Here is a 16,884-nt window from a genome sequence, read left to right as displayed (position 1 = left end):
GCCGGGCTCAATTCCCCTGCATGCGCGCGGGCAAGACCCATTGCGCGGCAGTCAGTGCGAAGCGATTCCACGCATCACGCCCATGCAGCGTCGCGCGCAACCACGCGATCATTCCCGGAACCACACGAATTGATGCTTCCGCCGCGCAATGCCCCAACCCTTGAAGCAGCCATACCTGCGCGGACGGGTAAGCATCGAAGCATTGCACGTCTTCACGCGGAATGTACGGGTCTTGGCTCCCGTTCACGGCCAACAACGGCGCGCATTCCGCATGGTCGAGCAAACCTTGATGCTTTAGCGAGAACATCCTCAGAAGCTGCGCTGCGCCGGCGATATCCGGAAGCGCAGGCAGGCGCGCCGCGTTCGCGACGATTCCGGTCATGCCGTTCGGCAAGCGCGATACGACGCTCGCATCCCGCTCGACTGCGCCGATCGGTCCGCCCCAGTTGACGGCGGCGTCCACCTCGCCAAGCAGCGCCAGCTTGGCCGCCCAATGCCCTCCGAAGCTCACGCCGAGCATCGCCTTCCTTCGTCGTCCGCCGAACTCGGAAAGTACCGAGCGATATACCTGATGACTGTCCGGTTGCAAAGGAACGTTCGTCTCGCCGGTGCCGGGCATGTCCATCGCGACCACGGTGAATCGGCCAAACACGGCGAGCGCCAACGCCAGGCGATGCAGCTCCATTTTTCCGGTATCGACACCGCCCGTGACGCAGACGACCGGACAATCGCCGCGCCGTTTCGGACGATAGACATGCACCGGAAATCGCACCCGGCCATGATCGCCGTGGCTGACTTCAATACGCTCGAACCCGACGGGAAAGCCGGCCGACGCACGCGTGAAGCATTCCACCTGATCGCGAAGCGCCGCTTGCCTGAGCGGTGTGCACGCCACCGGAAACCGCGCGGCGCCATACAACATCGACGCCAGCAGCCAACGCTTCCCGGCACGCGCCACCGCCGCTTCGCGAGACCATTCATAGGCCCAGCCGCCCGGGCCTTCCTGCCAATTGTCGGTTACGCGCCGCTCGACGCGTTGGATCACGGAAGACGGAATACCCCACCCGGCGAACTGCAACCGCCGTTCATCGAACAAATCGCGGGGATCAAGCGGGAACACGAACATGGCGTGGCTCAAGGGTCCGGAGCAGCGATTGTCGGCGATCTCGCCGGCGTCGTCATCCGTCGCGCTTGATCCCGTCCGCCCCCTCCCTTGGCCCATGCCCGGTCCACCGCTTGAACGCGCGCCGGAAGTTGTGCGAATCGCTGTAGCCGACCTCGTGCGCGACATCCTCGATCGACAGCCGTGGATTATTGAGCAGCTTGAACGCGCGCTTCTTGCGGATCGTGTCGATCACGATCTGATAGGACACGCCCTGATCGGCCAGACGCCGCCGCAACGTGCGCTCGCTCATGCACAGCTGCGCGGCGATCGCGGAAAGCGCGGGCGCGCACCGCAAGTCGCGTCGCACGATCCGCTCGATCGATTCGAGGAAGTCGGTGCCTTCGGGCTCGGCCGGCAGCGCCGTCTGCAGGAATTCGAGCGCCTGGCGATGGGCCAGCGGATCGTGGGTCGCGATCGCCCGATCGCCCCAGGCGGCATCGAATGCGAACAGGTTGTGCGCCTGCTCGAACCGGACCGGGCACTGGAACACGCGCATATAGTGCACCGCATAGTCGGGCCGCGGGTAGCTGAGATCGACGGCCTTGGGCTGGAACGCGCTGCCGGCAAGCGAGCGCCCGATCTTCAGGAAACTGCCGAACGCTTCCTCGACGAGGAACGCCTCGATGTCGGACTCGAGGAAGGTATTGATTGCGCAGATCGACAGCGTCCGCGCGTCCGCCGTCATGTCGAAATGCATCAGCGGACCGGTGTGCCGCTGCAGCCGCATGCCCACTGCGATCGCATCCTTGACGGTGGGGCTCGTCAGCATCGCATAGCCGACCAGTCCGATCGACGCGATCGTCTCGCTCATGCCGAGCTCGAGGCCGAGCGCGCGCGCCGGCGCCATCTCGAGCGCGCGCCGGATCATCGCGCCCGCCTGGCGCAACGAGATCCGGCACGACGGGTTGGAGAGGTCCGCGACATCGAAGCCGAGCCCGAGGCACAGCCGGGTGGGATCGATGCCCAGTTCCCTGCTCGTCTCCGCCAGGCACCGCAGCAAATGAGCCGGCAGATTCGCCGTCGTATAGCGGGCTGTCTCGTCCATGGATGCTCCATGTCTTTTTTCCACGGATTGTACATGTCCCGCCCGGCCAGGGCGCCTCCGCCGCCTCGGCCACCACCCGCCGGCTCCGCTCAGAAGTAATGGCGCAGGCCGACCGTCGCGCCGAGCTGCGTGGTGCTGGTGCTCGGCGCCTGTCCGTTGACGCCCACGAGCTGCGCGCCGATCAGGCCGCCGCGGTAGATCGCGTAATCGACTTCCGCATAGAGCATGTCGCGCTTCGACAGGCTGTAGCCGGCGATCACCTGGAACTGCCGCGCGCGGCCGTCGAAGTCGGCCGTGTAGCCGGATTGCGTGGTCCACCACGCGTTGACGGCCGCGGTCAGCGCCGGCGTGATCCGGTAGGACAGCCCGGCAAGCACCATCTTGCGCCGGCGGAATCCGCCGGGCAGGTTCGGATCGGCCACCTGCGCGGGCGAGATGATGCCGAGCCCCGCGAGATCGGACGGGCTGAACGGGCCGTTCGCGAACGACGTGAAGTCGTTGTCGCGCGCATTCTCGATGTAGCCGGCGTTGACGGTCGCATCGCCGAACGTCAGCGACCCGCCGCCCGAGTAGATGTCGAACTTTGCGTGGGTCACGTCGTCCCAGCTGCGCATGAACGACGCGCCGAGCGTGAACGGCCCCTTGTCCGGCGCATACGCAACCGCCGCGCCGAGCTGGCTGCCGAGCACGCCGCCGCCCGCGCGCCCGCCCGGCGCGTATTGCGCGAGCAGGTAGAAGCCGCCGAGCTGCGCGCCGTACTGGATCATGTTGCTGGTGCGGGCAGCCGCCAGCATCGTCTGTTCCGGCTTGAACAGGTTGAAGTACGGGTCCTGCTGGCCTGCCCACAGATTCGATCCGTAGGAGAGCGACACACTTTCGAACGCGACGTTGTACTGGCGGCCGAGCGTCAGCTGGCCGAGCGTCGACGACGTCAGCCCCACATACGCAACCTGGAAGAAGTTGACCGAGCCGGCCGGCACGATGCTGCCGCTGTTCGGCCCGAAGTGGCTTTCCACGTTGAACTGCGCCGACAGGCCGGCGCCGAGGTCCTCATTGCCCTTGAGGCCCCAGTAGCTTTCGGTCAGGCCGCCGCCGTCCGCCATCGAGACCTTGCGGCCCGTCGACGCCGGCGTGCCGTCGGGCGCGTAGGACACGCCGTGCGTCTCGTAGCGGATGCCCGCGTCGAGCGCGCCGTAGAGCGTGATGCTGCTTTGCGCGTGCGCCGCGGCGCACGCCAGGACCATCATCGCGCAGCACGCTGCGCGAAGGCTTTCGTGACGATTCATGCTGCGCTCCGAACGGAAGACGAGGCCGGCGATATCGGGCCGTCGCGGACGAATGTAGGAAGCCAAATTTGCGCGGAACAAGGCTGCGGCGGCCATTTTCGTGGTGCGTCGCGGCCAGTGCGGCGCGCGGTTCAGCGCGACGGATGACCGACGCCGCCGTGCGCGCCCGCAGGCGGCGCGCGGCGCAGCGCGAGCCGGACGAACGGCGCGGCGGCCAGCACGGCCGCGCCCAGCACGTGCGCGACGCGCGCGCCGCCGTAGCGCTCGAGCAGCGCGCCGGACAGCGCGGTGCCGATGCCCGCCGCGAAGAACGTGACCACCAGCGTGCGCGCGACGAGCGAGCCGTCCGGATCGACGTCGGACAGCATGCCGGTGAGGAACGGCACGATGACGAAGAACGCGCTGTTCAGCAGCAGCTGGCTCAGGAAGTACGCGCCGCCGCCCGTCGAGCCGAAGAACCATTCGATCGACGCGATCACCGCGAGCTGCGCGACCCAGATGATCGCGACGCGATGCCGGCGGCTGCCCGGATGCGCGGGGATCGCCGCGCCGACGAAGCCGAGCAGCGACGACACCGACAGCAGCACGCCGATTGTCGGCGGCGACAGCCCGGCGCGCGCACCGACGAACCCGGCGATCGCCCACTGCGACGCCTGCACGCCGTAGACCAGCGCCGTCACGACCCAGATCGCGACGATCGGGCGCCAGGGCAAACTGCCGTCGCGCGTCCGCGCGTGGGCCGGCTGCGCCGCGAACGCGTCGATCCCGCGGATCGCCGGCGCGAGCACGGCCAGCGCGCCCGCCAGCAGCGCGAAGATCCAGCGCCCGAGCCACGCGGCCGGCAGCGCCGACACGAGCACGAGGATGCCGCCGTTGATGCCGCCCGCGAGCAGGTTGATTTGCCCCCAGAGGCGCTCCGTCGACGCGCGCTGCGATACGCCGGAAGCGACGACGACGAACAGCATGCCCTCGAACAGGCCCGTCAGCCCGCGCGCCGCGCCGGCCGACACGATGCCGGGTGCGACGGCGCTGAGCGCCTGGCCTGCGATCGCACCGAGCGCGCCCGCCAGCGTGAACGGGCGAGCTGCGCGCGCGATCCGGCGCGGCAGCAGCGCGCAGCTGATCGCGATACCGAGGATCTCGACGCTGACGAGCGCGGTCGCGGCGCCGTCGTCGAGCCGGAACCGCGTCATCACCGCAGCGACGAGAAACGGCGACAGGATCAGGCCGTTGGTCGCCGCCGCGAACGCGAGCGCGAGGCGGACGACCGCGCCGCCCGACGGATCGGGCCGCGACCGGCCGGCGGAATCGAAAGCACTTGATCTCATCTGCTCTCCTGATAAAAAAGCCCGATCCATCGCGAGCGGCGCAAACGCACCGCCCGCTATACACCGAACAGATCGCGCAAGTACGGGGTCAGGAATCGCCCTTGCGGATCCATGCGCTCGCGCAGCGCGAGGAAGTCGTCCCAGCGCGGATAGCACGCCGCGAGATCGGCGGCGCCCAGCGAATGCACCTTGCCCCAGTGCGGCCGCCCGCCGTGGTTCAGGCAGATCGCCTGCACGCCCGCGAAGTACGCGTCGAACGGCATGCCGCGATACTGGTGCACCGAGATGCGCACGCTGTCGCGGCCGTAGTCGGGGCTCAGCCAGATGTCGTCGCCGCGCACCCAGCGGTATTCGAGCGGGAACATCAGCGGGAAGGTCTTGCGGGAGATGAACGCGCGGATTTCCCGCAGCGTGTCGGCGCCGCGCTCGGCGGGCACCGCCCATTCCATTTCGTTGAAACGGACCCGGCGCACCGTCGACAGCATCGCGTGACTCGCGTTCACCCGCCGGCCGGCCGAGACCGTCGACGCGCACAGCCGGCTCAGCGCCGGACACAGCGCCGGCACGCGCCGCCCGAGCCCGCACAACGCGCCGAATACCGTGTTCTCGACGAACGCTTCGGCGGCGCGGCCGGCCCGGTGCGCGGCGTCGATCGCCTCGTGGGTCACGTCCCACGCCTTCGTCAGCACGGTGTCCGTATGCGGAAACCAGTAGAACTCGAACGAGCGGTGCCGGTCGATCAGCGCGTCCGCCTGCGCCAGGCAATCATCGACGTGCATCGCGCCGCGCTCGAGGCGCAGCCGGAACGACGGCACGAGGCGCAGGCCGATCTCGGTCAGCACGCCGAGCACGCCGAGCCCGATCCGGCCGCCGGCGAACAGGTCGGGATGCGTGTCGGCCGACGCGCGGATTTCCGAGCCGTCCGCGCGCATGAACGCGAGGCTCTCGATCTGCGTCGACAGGTTGCCGAGCGTGATGCCGGTGCCGTGCGTGCCGGTGCTGGTCGCGCCGGCGATCGACTGCACGTTGATGTCGCCGAGATTCTCCATCGCGAGACCGTGCTCGGCGAGCGCGGGGCCGAGCGTCCATAGCCGCGTGCCCGCGTGCACCCGCGCAACGCGCCGCGCCGGGTCGACGTCGATCACGCCCTGCATCCGGTCGAGCGACAGGATCACGTCGTCGGTCTGCACCAGCGGCGCAAACGAATGGCCGGCGCCCGCCGCCCGCACGGTTGCGCCGGACGCTGCCGCGTCGCGCAACACGGCAGCCAGCGCATCGCGCGTCGCGGGTGTCGAGACGGTGGCCTTAGGACTGCGTACGTATCCGGACCAGTTGCGCCACATGAAGGTTTCCTCGTTGATTGCGTGTTATCGGAAATGCCGCCTAGAAAAAGCTCTTGCCTTCTCCCCGGTAGGTGAGCGCCTCGCCGGCCACGCGGCCGTCGCGAATCAGCAGCAGCGTGTTGAAGCGCTCACACAGCTCGCCCGCCTTCGCGTGCCGGAACAGGATCGGCTCGCCGATCGCGGGGGCGACGCCGGCCGGAACGCGCACGGGGGTCTGCACCTCGCCCGCGCCTTCGTTGCCGATCAGCGTGCAGCCGGCCGGCAGCCACGGTTGCGGCAAGCGGCTGCGGCCGGCCGGGCCGGACGCGACGTAGCCGCCGCCCGAGCACGTGACGATGCCGGGCTGCGGAATGCGGGCGACCGGCAGTGCGAAGCCGGCGGCGGGCTGCACGCGGAACGCGGCGTAATGGTCGAACAGCGCGGGCGCGTAGAGGCCGGAGCCGGCCGCCAGCTCGGTGACCGACGGATCGCCGCGCGTGCTTTCGAAGCTGCCGGTGCCGCCGCCGTTGACGAAGCGCAGCGCATGGCCGGCCGCCGCGAGCGCCTCGACGACCGCCTGCCGGCGCGCGTTGATCTCCCGCGTGGAGCGTCGCTTCAGGTAGCGCAGCAGCGCGTTGCGCGCTGCGCTGCCCGGCACCGCATCCGACACGCCGGCAATCTGCCCCTCGTAGCCCATCAGGCCGGCCAGCCGCACACCCTGCCGCCGGGCGATGTCGTGCGCGAGCGCAACGGTGCCGGCGACGTCGCGCACCGGCGACCGGTACATGCCGAAATACAGCCCCGGAAAGCTCGACGACATGTCGAGATCGATCGCAAGCGCAAACACGACGCCTTCGGCGCGCGCGAACCGGTCGATGCGTTCGACCTGCGCGGCGTCGTCGACCATCAGTGTGATCGCACGATGCCGCCGCAGCTGTGCGGCGACCGCGCGCAGATCCGCGGGCTCGACCGTCGGATACGCGACGACGATGTCATCGAACCCGTCGTCCGCGAGCCACGCCGCCTCAGCGGCCGAATAGCACAGCAAGCCGCGCATGAACGGGCCGGCGGCCAGCACCGTGCGAATCAGCTCGCGCGACCGCACCGACTTGGTCGCGAGGCGGATCGGCAAGCCGCCCGCCCGGCGCTTCAGGTCCTCGAGATTGGCCTCGACGTGGTCGAGGTCGACGAACGCCGCCGGCAGTGCGCGGCCCGCGAGCGCATCGCGGTAGTACGGATAATCGTGCGCGGCGGGTAATGCCCGGCGCGGCGTGTCAGCACGGCTCATCGACCTGGCTCGGATAATGGGAAGGCACTCGGCACATCGACCGTCGATGCGCGCGGGAAATCAGCATAGGGCCAACCGCGACGCGGCCCAAGCGCGCAGCGGGTCGTTCGATGGGTCCGATCCGGCCAATCGCATCGCGCGTATGACCGCACGACCGGCCGTCCGCATGCGGCTGGACCGTCGCTTGCTTGGCACGGCGACGCACGTGAACCGCCGGGCCGCGTCGCGCGCCGCACGGGCATGGCGCGCGTTGCCGCGCCGCAGCGCGAGCGACGCGCGGCGCGTTCGCGCAGATCGAATCGGCGTGCCCGGCCGGCGTCCGTCTAGTGGATGGGTTCTAGCGCCGCTTTTGACGACCAGCGGGTTTCGACCTAGAACCCAGTCGCGACGCCCCCGACGGAGAGCGGCATGAAACCCCAGCGAAACGGCGTGAACAAGAACCGGACATTCTGGCGATGCGCTTGCGCGGTTGCAGCAATCGCCGCCGCCGTTGCAATTTGGCGATACGAGTCGCCGACCCAGGCGGCGGCCGCGTCGCCCGCAACCTCGGGCGCGGCCGCGAACGCAGTGCAGGCCGCATCGATCGACACACTCGCCCCGACCACGAACGCGATCGCGCCCGGGCCGGCGGAACGCCGGCTCGATCTCGACGCGCTGCGCCGCAGCGTCGCGAGCCGTCCGGATGCGGACGCGGAGCTGCAGCGCATCGTCGCGTTCGCCCGCTTTCGCGACGAAATCGCGGCGTACGGCAACGGCCGCGACCGCCTGCCGCCGGCAGAACGCGCGGCACTGGCCCGCCGGATCCTCGACGAACTGCCCGAGCACGTCGCACGCAACGAGATCGTGCCGGTGCAGGCGGAAGCGCTCAGCGTCGCGCTGCTGACCGACGCGAACGCCGACCCCGCGACGCGCGGCGCGGCCATCCAGTCGATGCGCCAGCAATGGGATGCGTATGCGCGGCAGACCGTCGGCCCGTCGCCGGCGCAGGATCCGCGTTACCAGGACTACGCGCGACAGAGCCGCGACATCGTCCGGCAAGTGCAGGCGAGCGTGCCCGATCCCGTCCAGCAACAGGCCGTCATCGCACAGCGCCTGCAGGCGCTGCGCGTCGAGCTGTTCGACGGCGCTTCATCGTCCGGCGCGCACTGAACGCCGGACGCCCGACGCCGCGCCGGAACGCGGCGACCACGTCGCATTCATCGAAATGGAGGGGGCATGTTCACAGCGAACCATCTGCGCGGGCTCGCGCTCGCGGGCCTGCTGGGCTGCGCGGCGCTCAACGGCCAGGCGGCCGACACGACGACGCCGGATCCATCGATTCCCTATTATTCGTGGTACGAAGTGACGTTGCCGGAAAGCAGCGGCGCATCGTGCGGCAACGGCACGCCGATGCGCTTCTACATCAACCGCGCGCAGTCGGACAACCTGCTGTACATGATGCAGCCGGGCGGCGCGTGCTGGAACTACGGCACCTGCACGCAGACGGCGACCGGCGCGGAGGCCGGCCTCGGCAGCTTCAATCCGGACGGCATCCCGCACAACTACATGAACGGCACCGCGAACCAGACGCTGGTGTCGTCGTTCCTGTCGCCGCTGATGACGCGGATGGACCTCGCGCATATTCTCGTCGGCGAGCCGAAGGTGGAGACGCAGGAGTGGACGCAGGTGTTCGTGCCGTACTGCACCGGCGACATCCACATGGGCAGCGCGGTGCGCAACTACACGTCGCCGACGGGCGACTGGCGACTCCAGCATTTCAGCGGCCTGAAGAACGTCCAGGCCGTCGCGCAATGGCTCGTCGCGCACGGCTTCGGCAAGCCGGGCCGGCTGCTGGTGTACGGCACGAGCGCGGGCGGCTACGGCACGCTGGGCAACTACGCGACGCTTCGCAGCACGCTGCAGCCGCAGCAGAACAGCTCGCTGCTCAACGACGCCGGCACGGTGTTCAATACCCCGTTCAACGCCGACCCGGCGACCTCTCCGTCAGTGGGCCTGTACAGCAGGGTGCGCGACGAATGGGGGATGACGGGTCCGGACGGGCTGATCACGGTGAACAGCCGGCTGACCCGCAACTTCGATCCCGGCAATCTCGGCAGCGCGTACGCGGCGTTGGCGGCGACCTTCCCGCATGACCGCTTCGGCTATTCGACCTATCAGCGCGACAAGATCGAGGCGGCCTACCATTACCGCGCATTCGTGCCGGCGGTGATCGCGGCGCCCGACGACGCGACCAAGGACGCGCTGTCGCTCGCGATGTTCGACCAGGAGCTCGCGCGGCTGAAGGACACGCTGGATCCGTTGCCGAATTTCGGCTACTTCATGCCGTGGGCGCGCAACGACTTCATCCAGAATCACCAGGTCACGGTGGTCAGCTTTACGGGATCGGTGATACGCGAGAACGGCATCGACGCGGACGTCGGGGCCTTCGTCGCCGACCTGCTCAACCAGAAGGACCCGGCCGACGCGCCGGTGATGAAGGCGTTCCGCACCCAGCAATGGTCGGATTTCACGCTATCGACGTTTCTCGCGTGGATCGACAGCCTGTTCAACCTGACCGGCGAGGCCGGGGCGATATCGGGGCACCGCGCCTGACGAGCGCGTCATGGAAAAAACGCAGTGACGGGATGGACGAGCTCCGCTAGCGTGTCACCACGCCAATCAAAACGGCACGCGACGACGCAGTGTGACAACGTCGTCCGGAGGGGGCGAGCTCATGCATTCCAGGCATCCCGTTACCGCGTCGTCAACCGCACTCGCAGGCTCCCCTGCCGCGCAAGCCCACGGCGTCGCGCCCGGCGCGCCGGGCGCGGCAGGCGGCTGGAATCCGGCGAACAAGCACGGCTTCGGCACCTCGGCGACGCTTGAAAGCAAGGTCTGGTTCACGCTCGGAAGCGCCGGCCTCGACGAGATCTATTACCCGCGTCTCGACACGCCGAGCGTGCGCGACCTGCGGTTCGTGGTCTCGGACGGCGAGACCTTCGCGGAACGCGTCGCCGATCATGCGACGCACGAGACGACGCTGATCGACGCGGACGGCCTCACCTACCGTCAGGTCGACGTCGACAACGCCGGCCGCTACTGGTTGACGACGACGTACGTAACAGACCCGGCGCGTCCGGTGGTGCTCGTCGACGTCACGTTCGAATCGCTCGACGGACGGCCCTATCAGGTCTACGTGCTGCTGACCCCCGCCCCCGGCAATGCGCTGACGAACACGACGGGCGACACGAACGGCACGACGCTGACCGCGCACAACGGCAACGTCGCGACCGCGTTCGCGTCGAATCCGCCCTTTACCCGCCTGTCGAACGGCTTTGCCGGCGCCAGCGACGGCTGGCAGGACATCGGCCGGCACTTTCGCATGACCTGGACCTATGCGTGCGCGCCGCGAGGCAATGTCGTGCAGACCGGCCAGACGCCGCTCGACGGCGTGGCACGCACGCACGCCACGCTCGCGATCGGGTTCGGCGTCGACACCGCGCGGGCGGCCAGCGACGCGCAGTGCACGCTGGCCGACGGTTTCGCGTCGACGGCCGGCCGGTATGCCGAAGGCTGGCATCGCTACCTGCAGACGCTCGAGCCGGCGCCGGCGAGCGCGGCCGCTCACCGCCGCCTGTACGACGCGGCCGTGATGATCCTTGCCGCCCATGAAGACAAGACCTGGCGCGGCGCGTTCGTCGCGTCGCCGTCGATGCCCTGGGCGTTCGGCGCCGCGCCCGACGATCCGTCCGGACCATACCATCTCGTCTGGGCGCGGGACCTCTACCAGATTGCGACCGCGCTGATCGCCGCGGGCGACCGCCGCGCCGCCGAGCGCGCGCTGGACTGGCTGTTCGTGACGCAGCAGAAAGCCGACGGCACGTTCCCGCAGAACTCGCAGGTCGACGGCACGCCCTGCTGGCGCGGGCTGCAGATGGACGAAGTGTCGTTTCCGATCGTGCTGGCCTGGCAGTTGCGGCGCTTCGACGCGCCGACGTACCGGAATCACGTCAGGAAGGCAGCCGATTTCATCGTCGCGACGGGGCCGTACACGCCGGCGGAGCGCTGGGAGAATCAGGGCGGCTATTCGCCGGCGGCCATCGCGGCCCAGATCGCCGGCCTCGTCGCCGCAGCGGATATCGCGCGCCGCAACGGCGATGCGGCGTCGGCCGCCACCTATGCGGCCACGGCGGACGCGTGGCAGCGCAACGTGGAATCATGGACGGCGACCCGCACGGGCCCGTACTCGCGCTCGCCGTACTACCTGCGGCTGACCAAGGACCGGCATCCCGATGCCGCCACGGCGTACGCGATCGGCGACAGCGGTCCGGACGGCATCGACCAGCGCGCAGTGGTCGACCCGAGCTTCCTCGATCTCGTCAGGCTGGGCGTGAAGCCGGCCGACGATCCGGTGATCCTGAACAGTCTCGCGGTGATCGACGCGCAACTGGGCGTGGCCACGCCGAACGGCATGTTCTGGCATCGCTACACCTTCGACGGCTATGGCGAGCAGCGCGACGGCGGCGCGTGGCGCATGGACCTTCCTGCCGGCAGTCGATTGACGATCGGGCGCGCGTGGCCAATCTTCGCGGGCGAGCACGGCGAGTACGAGCTGGCCGCGAACCGGCCCGATCTCGCGCGGTCGCGCCTCGACGCGATGGCGGCAAGCGCGAACGACGGGCTGATGCTGCCGGAGCAGGTCTGGGATCGGCAGGCGCCGTCGGGGCAGCCCGGTTTCGCCGCGGGAACCGGCACGACGTCGGCGACGCCGCTCGCGTGGACCGCGGCCCAGTTCGTGCGCCTTGCGTGGTCGATCGACTGCGGCGCGCCCGTGGCGATGCCGTCCATCGTCGCGAGCCGGTATACCGGCCGGCGCAACGGGGACGACGACTGACCGCTCGGCAGCGGCCCGAATGTTCCGGGTCGTTTAAGATCACGAATCAATTTCGCGCTTTGATCAGCTTCGGCGTACGAGCATTACCGCAATTGCATCGCTTCAAAAAGCGCCTACCCAATAGAACTGTCAGGAGACGGCGAGCTTTCTAATTCCTAGAATTTGATTCGGGCGAGCCAACCATCCGATCACCAACACCACAAGAGCAAAGCTCGACCACGGCATCCTTTTCCTCATTCACCCGTTGATCAAAGGAATATCGCCATGTCTACCAATCAATTCGACGAAATCCGCGCACGCGCGAAGGCCGCAGGAGGGCTGGTACAGGTCAAGTCCATTCAAGTCGCGTATACGTTTTCCGGAAGCAATGGGCCGGAGTTCTTTCAATTCTTGTTCAATAGCGACAACGGCAGTGCGCTTGTCAACGTCAAGCCCTCCGATACCGCGTTGCTGACTCAAATCGGCAACGCGATTGCCGTGCTCGCGCAGAAGCAGACCGTCCAGGCGCTGGTGGAAGATGACCAGCTCAGGTTCCTCGTCACGTTTCCGGCGTAACAGCTAGCCGGGCCGCTTCCCGGCCGACAGCCTACCGGCCTTGCCCGCGCCCGGCGCGGGCTCTCGTGTGTCTCAGCGGATACTGCCTCGGTATTCGCCTCTGGCGACCATCGCATCATGCGGCGGTCGCCTTTTTTATGCGCGCCATCGCGCGCCGCACCGTTTCATCCCGCCAAACGATGCGGCGCTTCGCATACCGGCCTGTAGGCCGGACTTCCGCCGCTCATCCGAAAGCGCAAGCAGCCTGACTCGACGCGCGTGCCTCATGGGCCGGCTGAATATTCAGATTGACGCCGTCAATAATCCATTTGAATAACCAATGAATCAAAACGTGGCGGCCATCATGCATGCCGCGGATTTCGCTCAACCCGAGCCGCACAGGATCATTTCACATTTCTCACCAATTCCTGACTCGATGCATGCCGACACAATCAAAAGTTAATTTATTTGCAATTATCTTGTAAATATTAATTTCACCTCCTAGCATGGCTTTGCAGTTCACCGTACCTCTCTTGCTTAGTGGTTGCATTCAATAAACTTTCAATAATTACGCATTCATTATCTGGAGGATTACATGAAGAAACTGTCTTGCTTGCTGTCGGTCGCCGCGATTTCCCTTGCCAGCTTCAGCGCATTCGCGCAAGCCGGCGACCAGCAGGCCACAGTCGACCGGGCGCTGCAATTGATCCAGCAGAACCCGTCCAGCTTCAACCTGGCCGCCGGCAGTGCCGCGCGCACGCTCAAGTTCGGGAAGGCGAACGTGCCGACGGAAGGCGATCAGTTCCAGGTGCGTGACGTGATCGTCGACCCCGACGGCACCGAGCACGTGCGCTTCGATCGCTTCTACTCGGGCCTGCGCGTGATTGGCGGCGACGTCGTCGTCCATTCGAGCCGGGGGCAACTGAAGCAGGCGAGCGTGACCCAGTCCGTGCCGATCGATCTTGCCGGCAAGGTCGGCAAGGTCGGCGACCGCTTCGTGGTGCGCAACGCGCCCGACGTGGGTGCGGCCGTGGCCCGGCGTGCCGCGTCCACGCGCTTCGGCGCGCAGGCGCACCGCGTCGAAGGGCCGGAGCTCGTCGTGTTCGCGCGCGACACCGCACCGACGCTGGCCTATGCGGTGCGTGTGTACGGCAAGGCGACCGACGCGCACACCGAAGCCGTGCTCTACTACGTCGACGCGCGCACGGGCAACGTCCTGGACGCGCAGGACCTGATCATGACCGCCGCCTCCGCCGCCACCGGCACCGGTCGTTCGCTGTACTACGGCAACCTGTCGCTGACGACCGATCAGATCGGCATGAACTCGTACCAGATGGTCGATCCGACCCGCGGCGGCGGCTCGGTCTACGACGGCCGCGGCCTGTCCTCGGACGACGTCGCACAGTCCACCGACCTGCCGATCTTCACCAGCAGCACGAACGTATGGGGCAACAACACGACCACCGACCGGCAGACCGTCGCGGCCGACATCGATTATGGTCTCGCACTCACTTGGGACTACTACAGGTCTGCGCACAACCGCGACGGCATCTTCAACGACGGCCAGGGCGTGAAGAGCTTCGCCCACGTGGTGTTCAACACCGGCAGCGGCACGACCGGCGCGAACGCGGCCTGGCTGGGAGACACGCGCATGATGGTGTACGGCGACGGCGAACCGGGCACCCGCCTGCCGAACCCTGTCGTGTCGATCGACGTGGCCGGGCACGAGATGAGCCACGGCGTGACCCAGGCCACCGCCGGCCTGAACTATTCGGGCGACGCGGGCGGCCTCAACGAATCGACGTCCGACATCTTCGGCACGCTCGTCAAGTACTACGCGAACAATCCGAACGATCCGGGCAACTACGTGATCGGCGCGCGCGTGATCAACGGTGGCCTGCGCAAGATGTACAAGCAGGATCTCGACGGCCGGTCGTACAGCTGCTATCCGTCCGGCGGCTTCTCGTGGTGGAATCCGCGCCATGATCCGCACTACTCGTCGGGCGTCGGCAACCGCTTCTTCTACCTGCTGTCGGAAGGCCCGGTGGTGCCGGCGACCGACACGGGGCTGTCGAGGAGCCAGCTGGTCTGCAACGGCGACACCAGCTTCAGCGGGCTCGGCCGCGACAAGGCCGGCAAGATCTGGTACCGGACGCTGACGGTGTACCTGACCGCCGGCTCCAGCTACCCGAACGCGCGGCGTGCATCGATCCAGGCGGCGAACGACCTGTACGGCGTGAATTCGGTTGAGAGCGCAACGGTCGCGCGCGCATGGAGCGCTGCCGGCGTGAACTGACGGCAGTACGCGCGTGCGTCAGCGGCCTGACGCACGCGCGGTCGAATTTCCATGCGTGCTCACCGGCTCCGCTCGCCGGTCCCTTGAAGCTTCAACGCGATTTCCAGCTTCGCGATCCACGCAGCGTGATCGAGCTTGGCGCCCAGGATGTTTTCGATCCGCTCGAGACGGTGATCCAGCGTGTTCGGATGAACGCCGAGCGCAGCGGCGGTCACTTTCCGGCGCTGCATATTGGCAAAGAAGGTTTCGAGCGTCAGTATCAGGTCCTGTTCGCCGGACAATTCCTGCGTCAGCGACAGCAGGTAATCGAGCGCACTGCCATGGCTGCGAATGCACTCGGCGACGACGATGTCCGAGAACCGGTGCAACTGGCCGTCGCCGCCACGATGCTTGCCGAGATCCAGCGCGCGGATCGCCTCGTCGGCCGACGTCGCCCATCCTTTCGCCCCGGAGCCCGACAGCCCCATGCCGATCGCGCCGATGCCGCCCGCGCCGCCGAGCAGTGCCGTCATGCATGCGTCGACGCGCCGGTCGCTCGAGCGCGCCAGGGAAACCGCTGCCGGGCTGGCGGCACTCATGCCCGAGCAGCCTCCGGCGCCGATGGGCAGTTTCCTCGAGACATGGGCAAGCTGGTGCGAGGTGCAGGCGCGGCTCGACATCGCAACGGGCCGATCCGATCGGGCCGCCGAACGGCTCGACGAGCTGAAGCGCACGTTCACCCGGGCCGGGATGAAATACCTCGAGGCACGGACGTCGCTGTTGCGCGCACTGGCGCTCGAGCAGGCGAACGCGCACGAAGCAGCGTCCGCGGCCCTCGAAGACGCGCTGCGCTATGCGCAGTCGAACGGCATGATCAGCAGTTTCGTCGACGAAGGCGAGCCGTCGCTGCGCCTGCTGACGAGATGGACTCGCGACACGCCCGATCGCGCGGGTATCCAGCGAGCCTTCGTCGACCGGCTACTCGCCGCGTTCGACCCGCGGCGGGGGCAGGCGGGCGACGACGATCCGCGCGCGGCCCGGCATCTTCTCAGCCCGCGTGAGATCGAGATCCTCAACCACATCGCCCATGGCCTGTCGAACAAGGAAATCGGCCGGGCGCTGCGCGTCGCGCCCGAGACCATCAAGTGGCATTTGAAGAACATTTTCGAGAAACTCAAGGTCGGGTCGCGGTTCGAGGCGGTCCAGAGCGGGCTGGGCGTGACGCCGATCGAGCGCGGCGATGCCAAGGAATCCGATACGGTTTCGTCTCAGTCTCGCTCGACGTAAAGTCTACGCGCGATGCGCGATTTAAATCGCCATCGCGCTTTCGAAGGGGAGGGGGAATGTTTCCGACGCTGGAAATGCAAAAACCCCCGCCTGATGGGCGGGGGTTTCTGGCTAAGGGGAGCCTGACGATTACCTACTTTCACACGGGAATCCGCACTATCATCGGCGTAGAGTCGTTTCACGGTCCTGTTCGGGATGGGAAGGGGTGGGACCGACTCGCTATGGTCATCAGGCAAAGAGGGTTGCTCTGCTGGCTTGGCCAACAGAACCAATCTGGGAAGAAGCAGTAATTCAGGTTGTGTGTATCACACACGAGAATCCAACTTGTCGCTTTGGATCGCGGCCAGTGCTTTCGCACTGGCGCCGATCTACAAGGCAGACTTGTTATAGGATCAAGCCTTACGGGCAATTAGTATCAGTTAGCTGAACGCATTACTGCGCTTACACACCTGACCTATCAACGTCCTGGTCTCGAACGACC

At 67.4% G+C, this 16,884-nt stretch carries 13 protein-coding genes and 2 rRNA genes; 6 read left to right on the top strand and 9 right to left on the bottom strand.

Going from position 1 to position 16,884, the window contains the following annotated elements; translation table 11 throughout:
• Positions 1 to 7: 7 nt before the first annotated feature.
• From HWX31_RS34325 to HWX31_RS34300, 6 genes are all read right to left on the bottom strand, one after another.
• Positions 8 to 1,126 carry an alpha/beta fold hydrolase gene (locus HWX31_RS34325; RefSeq protein ID WP_174965037.1) on the bottom strand — a complete coding sequence of 373 codons (1,119 nt, stop codon included), beginning with the start codon at positions 1,124 to 1,126 and terminating at the stop codon, positions 8 to 10.
• 52 nt (positions 1,127 to 1,178) lie between these two features.
• A complete protein-coding gene (locus HWX31_RS34320; protein WP_174965038.1) occupies positions 1,179 to 2,210 on the bottom strand; it encodes an AraC family transcriptional regulator in 1,032 nt (343 codons plus the stop codon).
• An 89-nt stretch (positions 2,211 to 2,299) separates the two neighbouring features.
• Positions 2,300 to 3,496 carry a porin gene (locus HWX31_RS34315; RefSeq protein WP_174965039.1) on the bottom strand — a complete coding sequence of 399 codons (1,197 nt, stop codon included), beginning with the start codon at positions 3,494 to 3,496 and terminating at the stop codon, positions 2,300 to 2,302.
• A 131-nt stretch (positions 3,497 to 3,627) separates the two neighbouring features.
• Positions 3,628 to 4,824: an MFS transporter gene (locus HWX31_RS34310; protein ID WP_174965040.1), complete on the bottom strand. Its 1,197-nt coding sequence runs from the start codon at positions 4,822 to 4,824 to the stop codon at positions 3,628 to 3,630.
• Between the two features lie 56 nt (positions 4,825 to 4,880).
• Positions 4,881 to 6,167, bottom strand: coding sequence for a D-arabinono-1,4-lactone oxidase (locus HWX31_RS34305; RefSeq protein WP_174965041.1), 1,287 nt, complete (start codon positions 6,165 to 6,167; stop codon positions 4,881 to 4,883).
• Between the two features lie 40 nt (positions 6,168 to 6,207).
• Entirely contained in the window at positions 6,208 to 7,434 is a 1,227-nt protein-coding gene (locus HWX31_RS34300; RefSeq protein WP_174965042.1) for an amino acid deaminase/aldolase, read from the bottom strand.
• 429 nt (positions 7,435 to 7,863) lie between these two features.
• On the opposite strand from HWX31_RS34300, the gene plcR reads away from it, so the two are divergent.
• From plcR to HWX31_RS34275, 5 genes are all read left to right on the top strand, one after another.
• Positions 7,864 to 8,583 (top strand): phospholipase C accessory protein PlcR, encoded by a 720-nt coding sequence (gene plcR, locus HWX31_RS34295; protein ID WP_174965049.1) that lies wholly within the window; start codon positions 7,864 to 7,866, stop codon positions 8,581 to 8,583.
• 66 nt (positions 8,584 to 8,649) lie between these two features.
• Entirely contained in the window at positions 8,650 to 10,026 is a 1,377-nt protein-coding gene (locus HWX31_RS34290) for a pectin acetylesterase-family hydrolase (RefSeq protein WP_174965043.1), read from the top strand.
• 121 nt (positions 10,027 to 10,147) lie between these two features.
• Entirely contained in the window at positions 10,148 to 12,307 is a 2,160-nt protein-coding gene (locus tag HWX31_RS34285) for a glycoside hydrolase family 15 protein (RefSeq protein ID WP_174965044.1), read from the top strand.
• A gap of 264 nt (positions 12,308 to 12,571) precedes the next feature.
• On the top strand, positions 12,572 to 12,862 hold the full coding sequence (locus tag HWX31_RS34280; protein ID WP_174965045.1) for a hypothetical protein: 291 nt from the start codon (positions 12,572 to 12,574) through the stop codon (positions 12,860 to 12,862).
• Between the two features lie 574 nt (positions 12,863 to 13,436).
• Positions 13,437 to 15,137: a M4 family metallopeptidase gene (locus HWX31_RS34275; RefSeq protein ID WP_174965046.1), complete on the top strand. Its 1,701-nt coding sequence runs from the start codon at positions 13,437 to 13,439 to the stop codon at positions 15,135 to 15,137.
• A gap of 59 nt (positions 15,138 to 15,196) precedes the next feature.
• Here HWX31_RS34275 and HWX31_RS34270 read toward each other — a convergent pair whose 3' ends face one another.
• Positions 15,197 to 15,604 carry a PucR family transcriptional regulator gene (locus HWX31_RS34270; RefSeq protein WP_244143927.1) on the bottom strand — a complete coding sequence of 136 codons (408 nt, stop codon included), beginning with the start codon at positions 15,602 to 15,604 and terminating at the stop codon, positions 15,197 to 15,199.
• On the opposite strand from HWX31_RS34270, the gene HWX31_RS34265 reads away from it, so the two are divergent.
• The gene (locus tag HWX31_RS34265) at positions 15,603 to 16,403 is read left to right on the top strand and encodes a response regulator transcription factor (RefSeq protein ID WP_244143926.1); all 801 of its coding nucleotides are present in this window, start codon (positions 15,603 to 15,605) and stop codon (positions 16,401 to 16,403) included. The two genes, HWX31_RS34270 and HWX31_RS34265, sit on opposite strands and share 2 nt — an antisense overlap.
• Positions 16,404 to 16,523: 120 nt before the next feature.
• Here HWX31_RS34265 and rrf read toward each other — a convergent pair.
• Both rrf and HWX31_RS34255 read right to left on the bottom strand, forming a co-directional pair.
• A 5S ribosomal RNA gene (gene rrf / locus HWX31_RS34260) occupies positions 16,524 to 16,636 on the bottom strand.
• A 155-nt stretch (positions 16,637 to 16,791) separates the two neighbouring features.
• Positions 16,792 to 16,884: ribosomal RNA gene (locus HWX31_RS34255) — 23S ribosomal RNA — on the bottom strand; the annotation flags it as partial.

Origin of the sequence: Burkholderia ubonensis, from assembly GCF_902833085.1 — a bacterium.
Lineage (GTDB): Bacteria > Pseudomonadota > Gammaproteobacteria > Burkholderiales > Burkholderiaceae > Burkholderia > Burkholderia ubonensis.
Note: the sequence above shows the minus strand (reverse complement) of the source record. Positions and strands in the feature narration are given on the sequence as shown.

What these genes read in the sequence shown, in the direction of transcription:
- HWX31_RS34325 (WP_174965037.1), bottom strand. Translation starts at nt 1,126, where the DNA reads ATGTTCGTGTTCCCGCTTGATCCCCGCGATTTGTTCGATGAACGGCGG.
- HWX31_RS34320 (WP_174965038.1), bottom strand. Translation starts at nt 2,210, where the DNA reads ATGGACGAGACAGCCCGCTATACGACGGCGAATCTGCCGGCTCATTTG.
- HWX31_RS34315 (WP_174965039.1), bottom strand. Translation starts at nt 3,496, where the DNA reads ATGAATCGTCACGAAAGCCTTCGCGCAGCGTGCTGCGCGATGATGGTC.
- HWX31_RS34310 (WP_174965040.1), bottom strand. Translation starts at nt 4,824, where the DNA reads ATGAGATCAAGTGCTTTCGATTCCGCCGGCCGGTCGCGGCCCGATCCG.
- HWX31_RS34305 (WP_174965041.1), bottom strand. Translation starts at nt 6,167, where the DNA reads ATGTGGCGCAACTGGTCCGGATACGTACGCAGTCCTAAGGCCACCGTC.
- HWX31_RS34300 (WP_174965042.1), bottom strand. Translation starts at nt 7,434, where the DNA reads ATGAGCCGTGCTGACACGCCGCGCCGGGCATTACCCGCCGCGCACGAT.
- HWX31_RS34290 (WP_174965043.1), top strand. Translation starts at nt 8,650, where the DNA reads ATGTTCACAGCGAACCATCTGCGCGGGCTCGCGCTCGCGGGCCTGCTG.
- HWX31_RS34285 (WP_174965044.1), top strand. Translation starts at nt 10,148, where the DNA reads ATGCATTCCAGGCATCCCGTTACCGCGTCGTCAACCGCACTCGCAGGC.
- HWX31_RS34280 (WP_174965045.1), top strand. Translation starts at nt 12,572, where the DNA reads ATGTCTACCAATCAATTCGACGAAATCCGCGCACGCGCGAAGGCCGCA.
- HWX31_RS34275 (WP_174965046.1), top strand. Translation starts at nt 13,437, where the DNA reads ATGAAGAAACTGTCTTGCTTGCTGTCGGTCGCCGCGATTTCCCTTGCC.
- HWX31_RS34265 (WP_244143926.1), top strand. Translation starts at nt 15,603, where the DNA reads ATGCCGATCGCGCCGATGCCGCCCGCGCCGCCGAGCAGTGCCGTCATG.
- HWX31_RS34270 (WP_244143927.1), bottom strand. Translation starts at nt 15,604, where the DNA reads ATGGGGCTGTCGGGCTCCGGGGCGAAAGGATGGGCGACGTCGGCCGAC.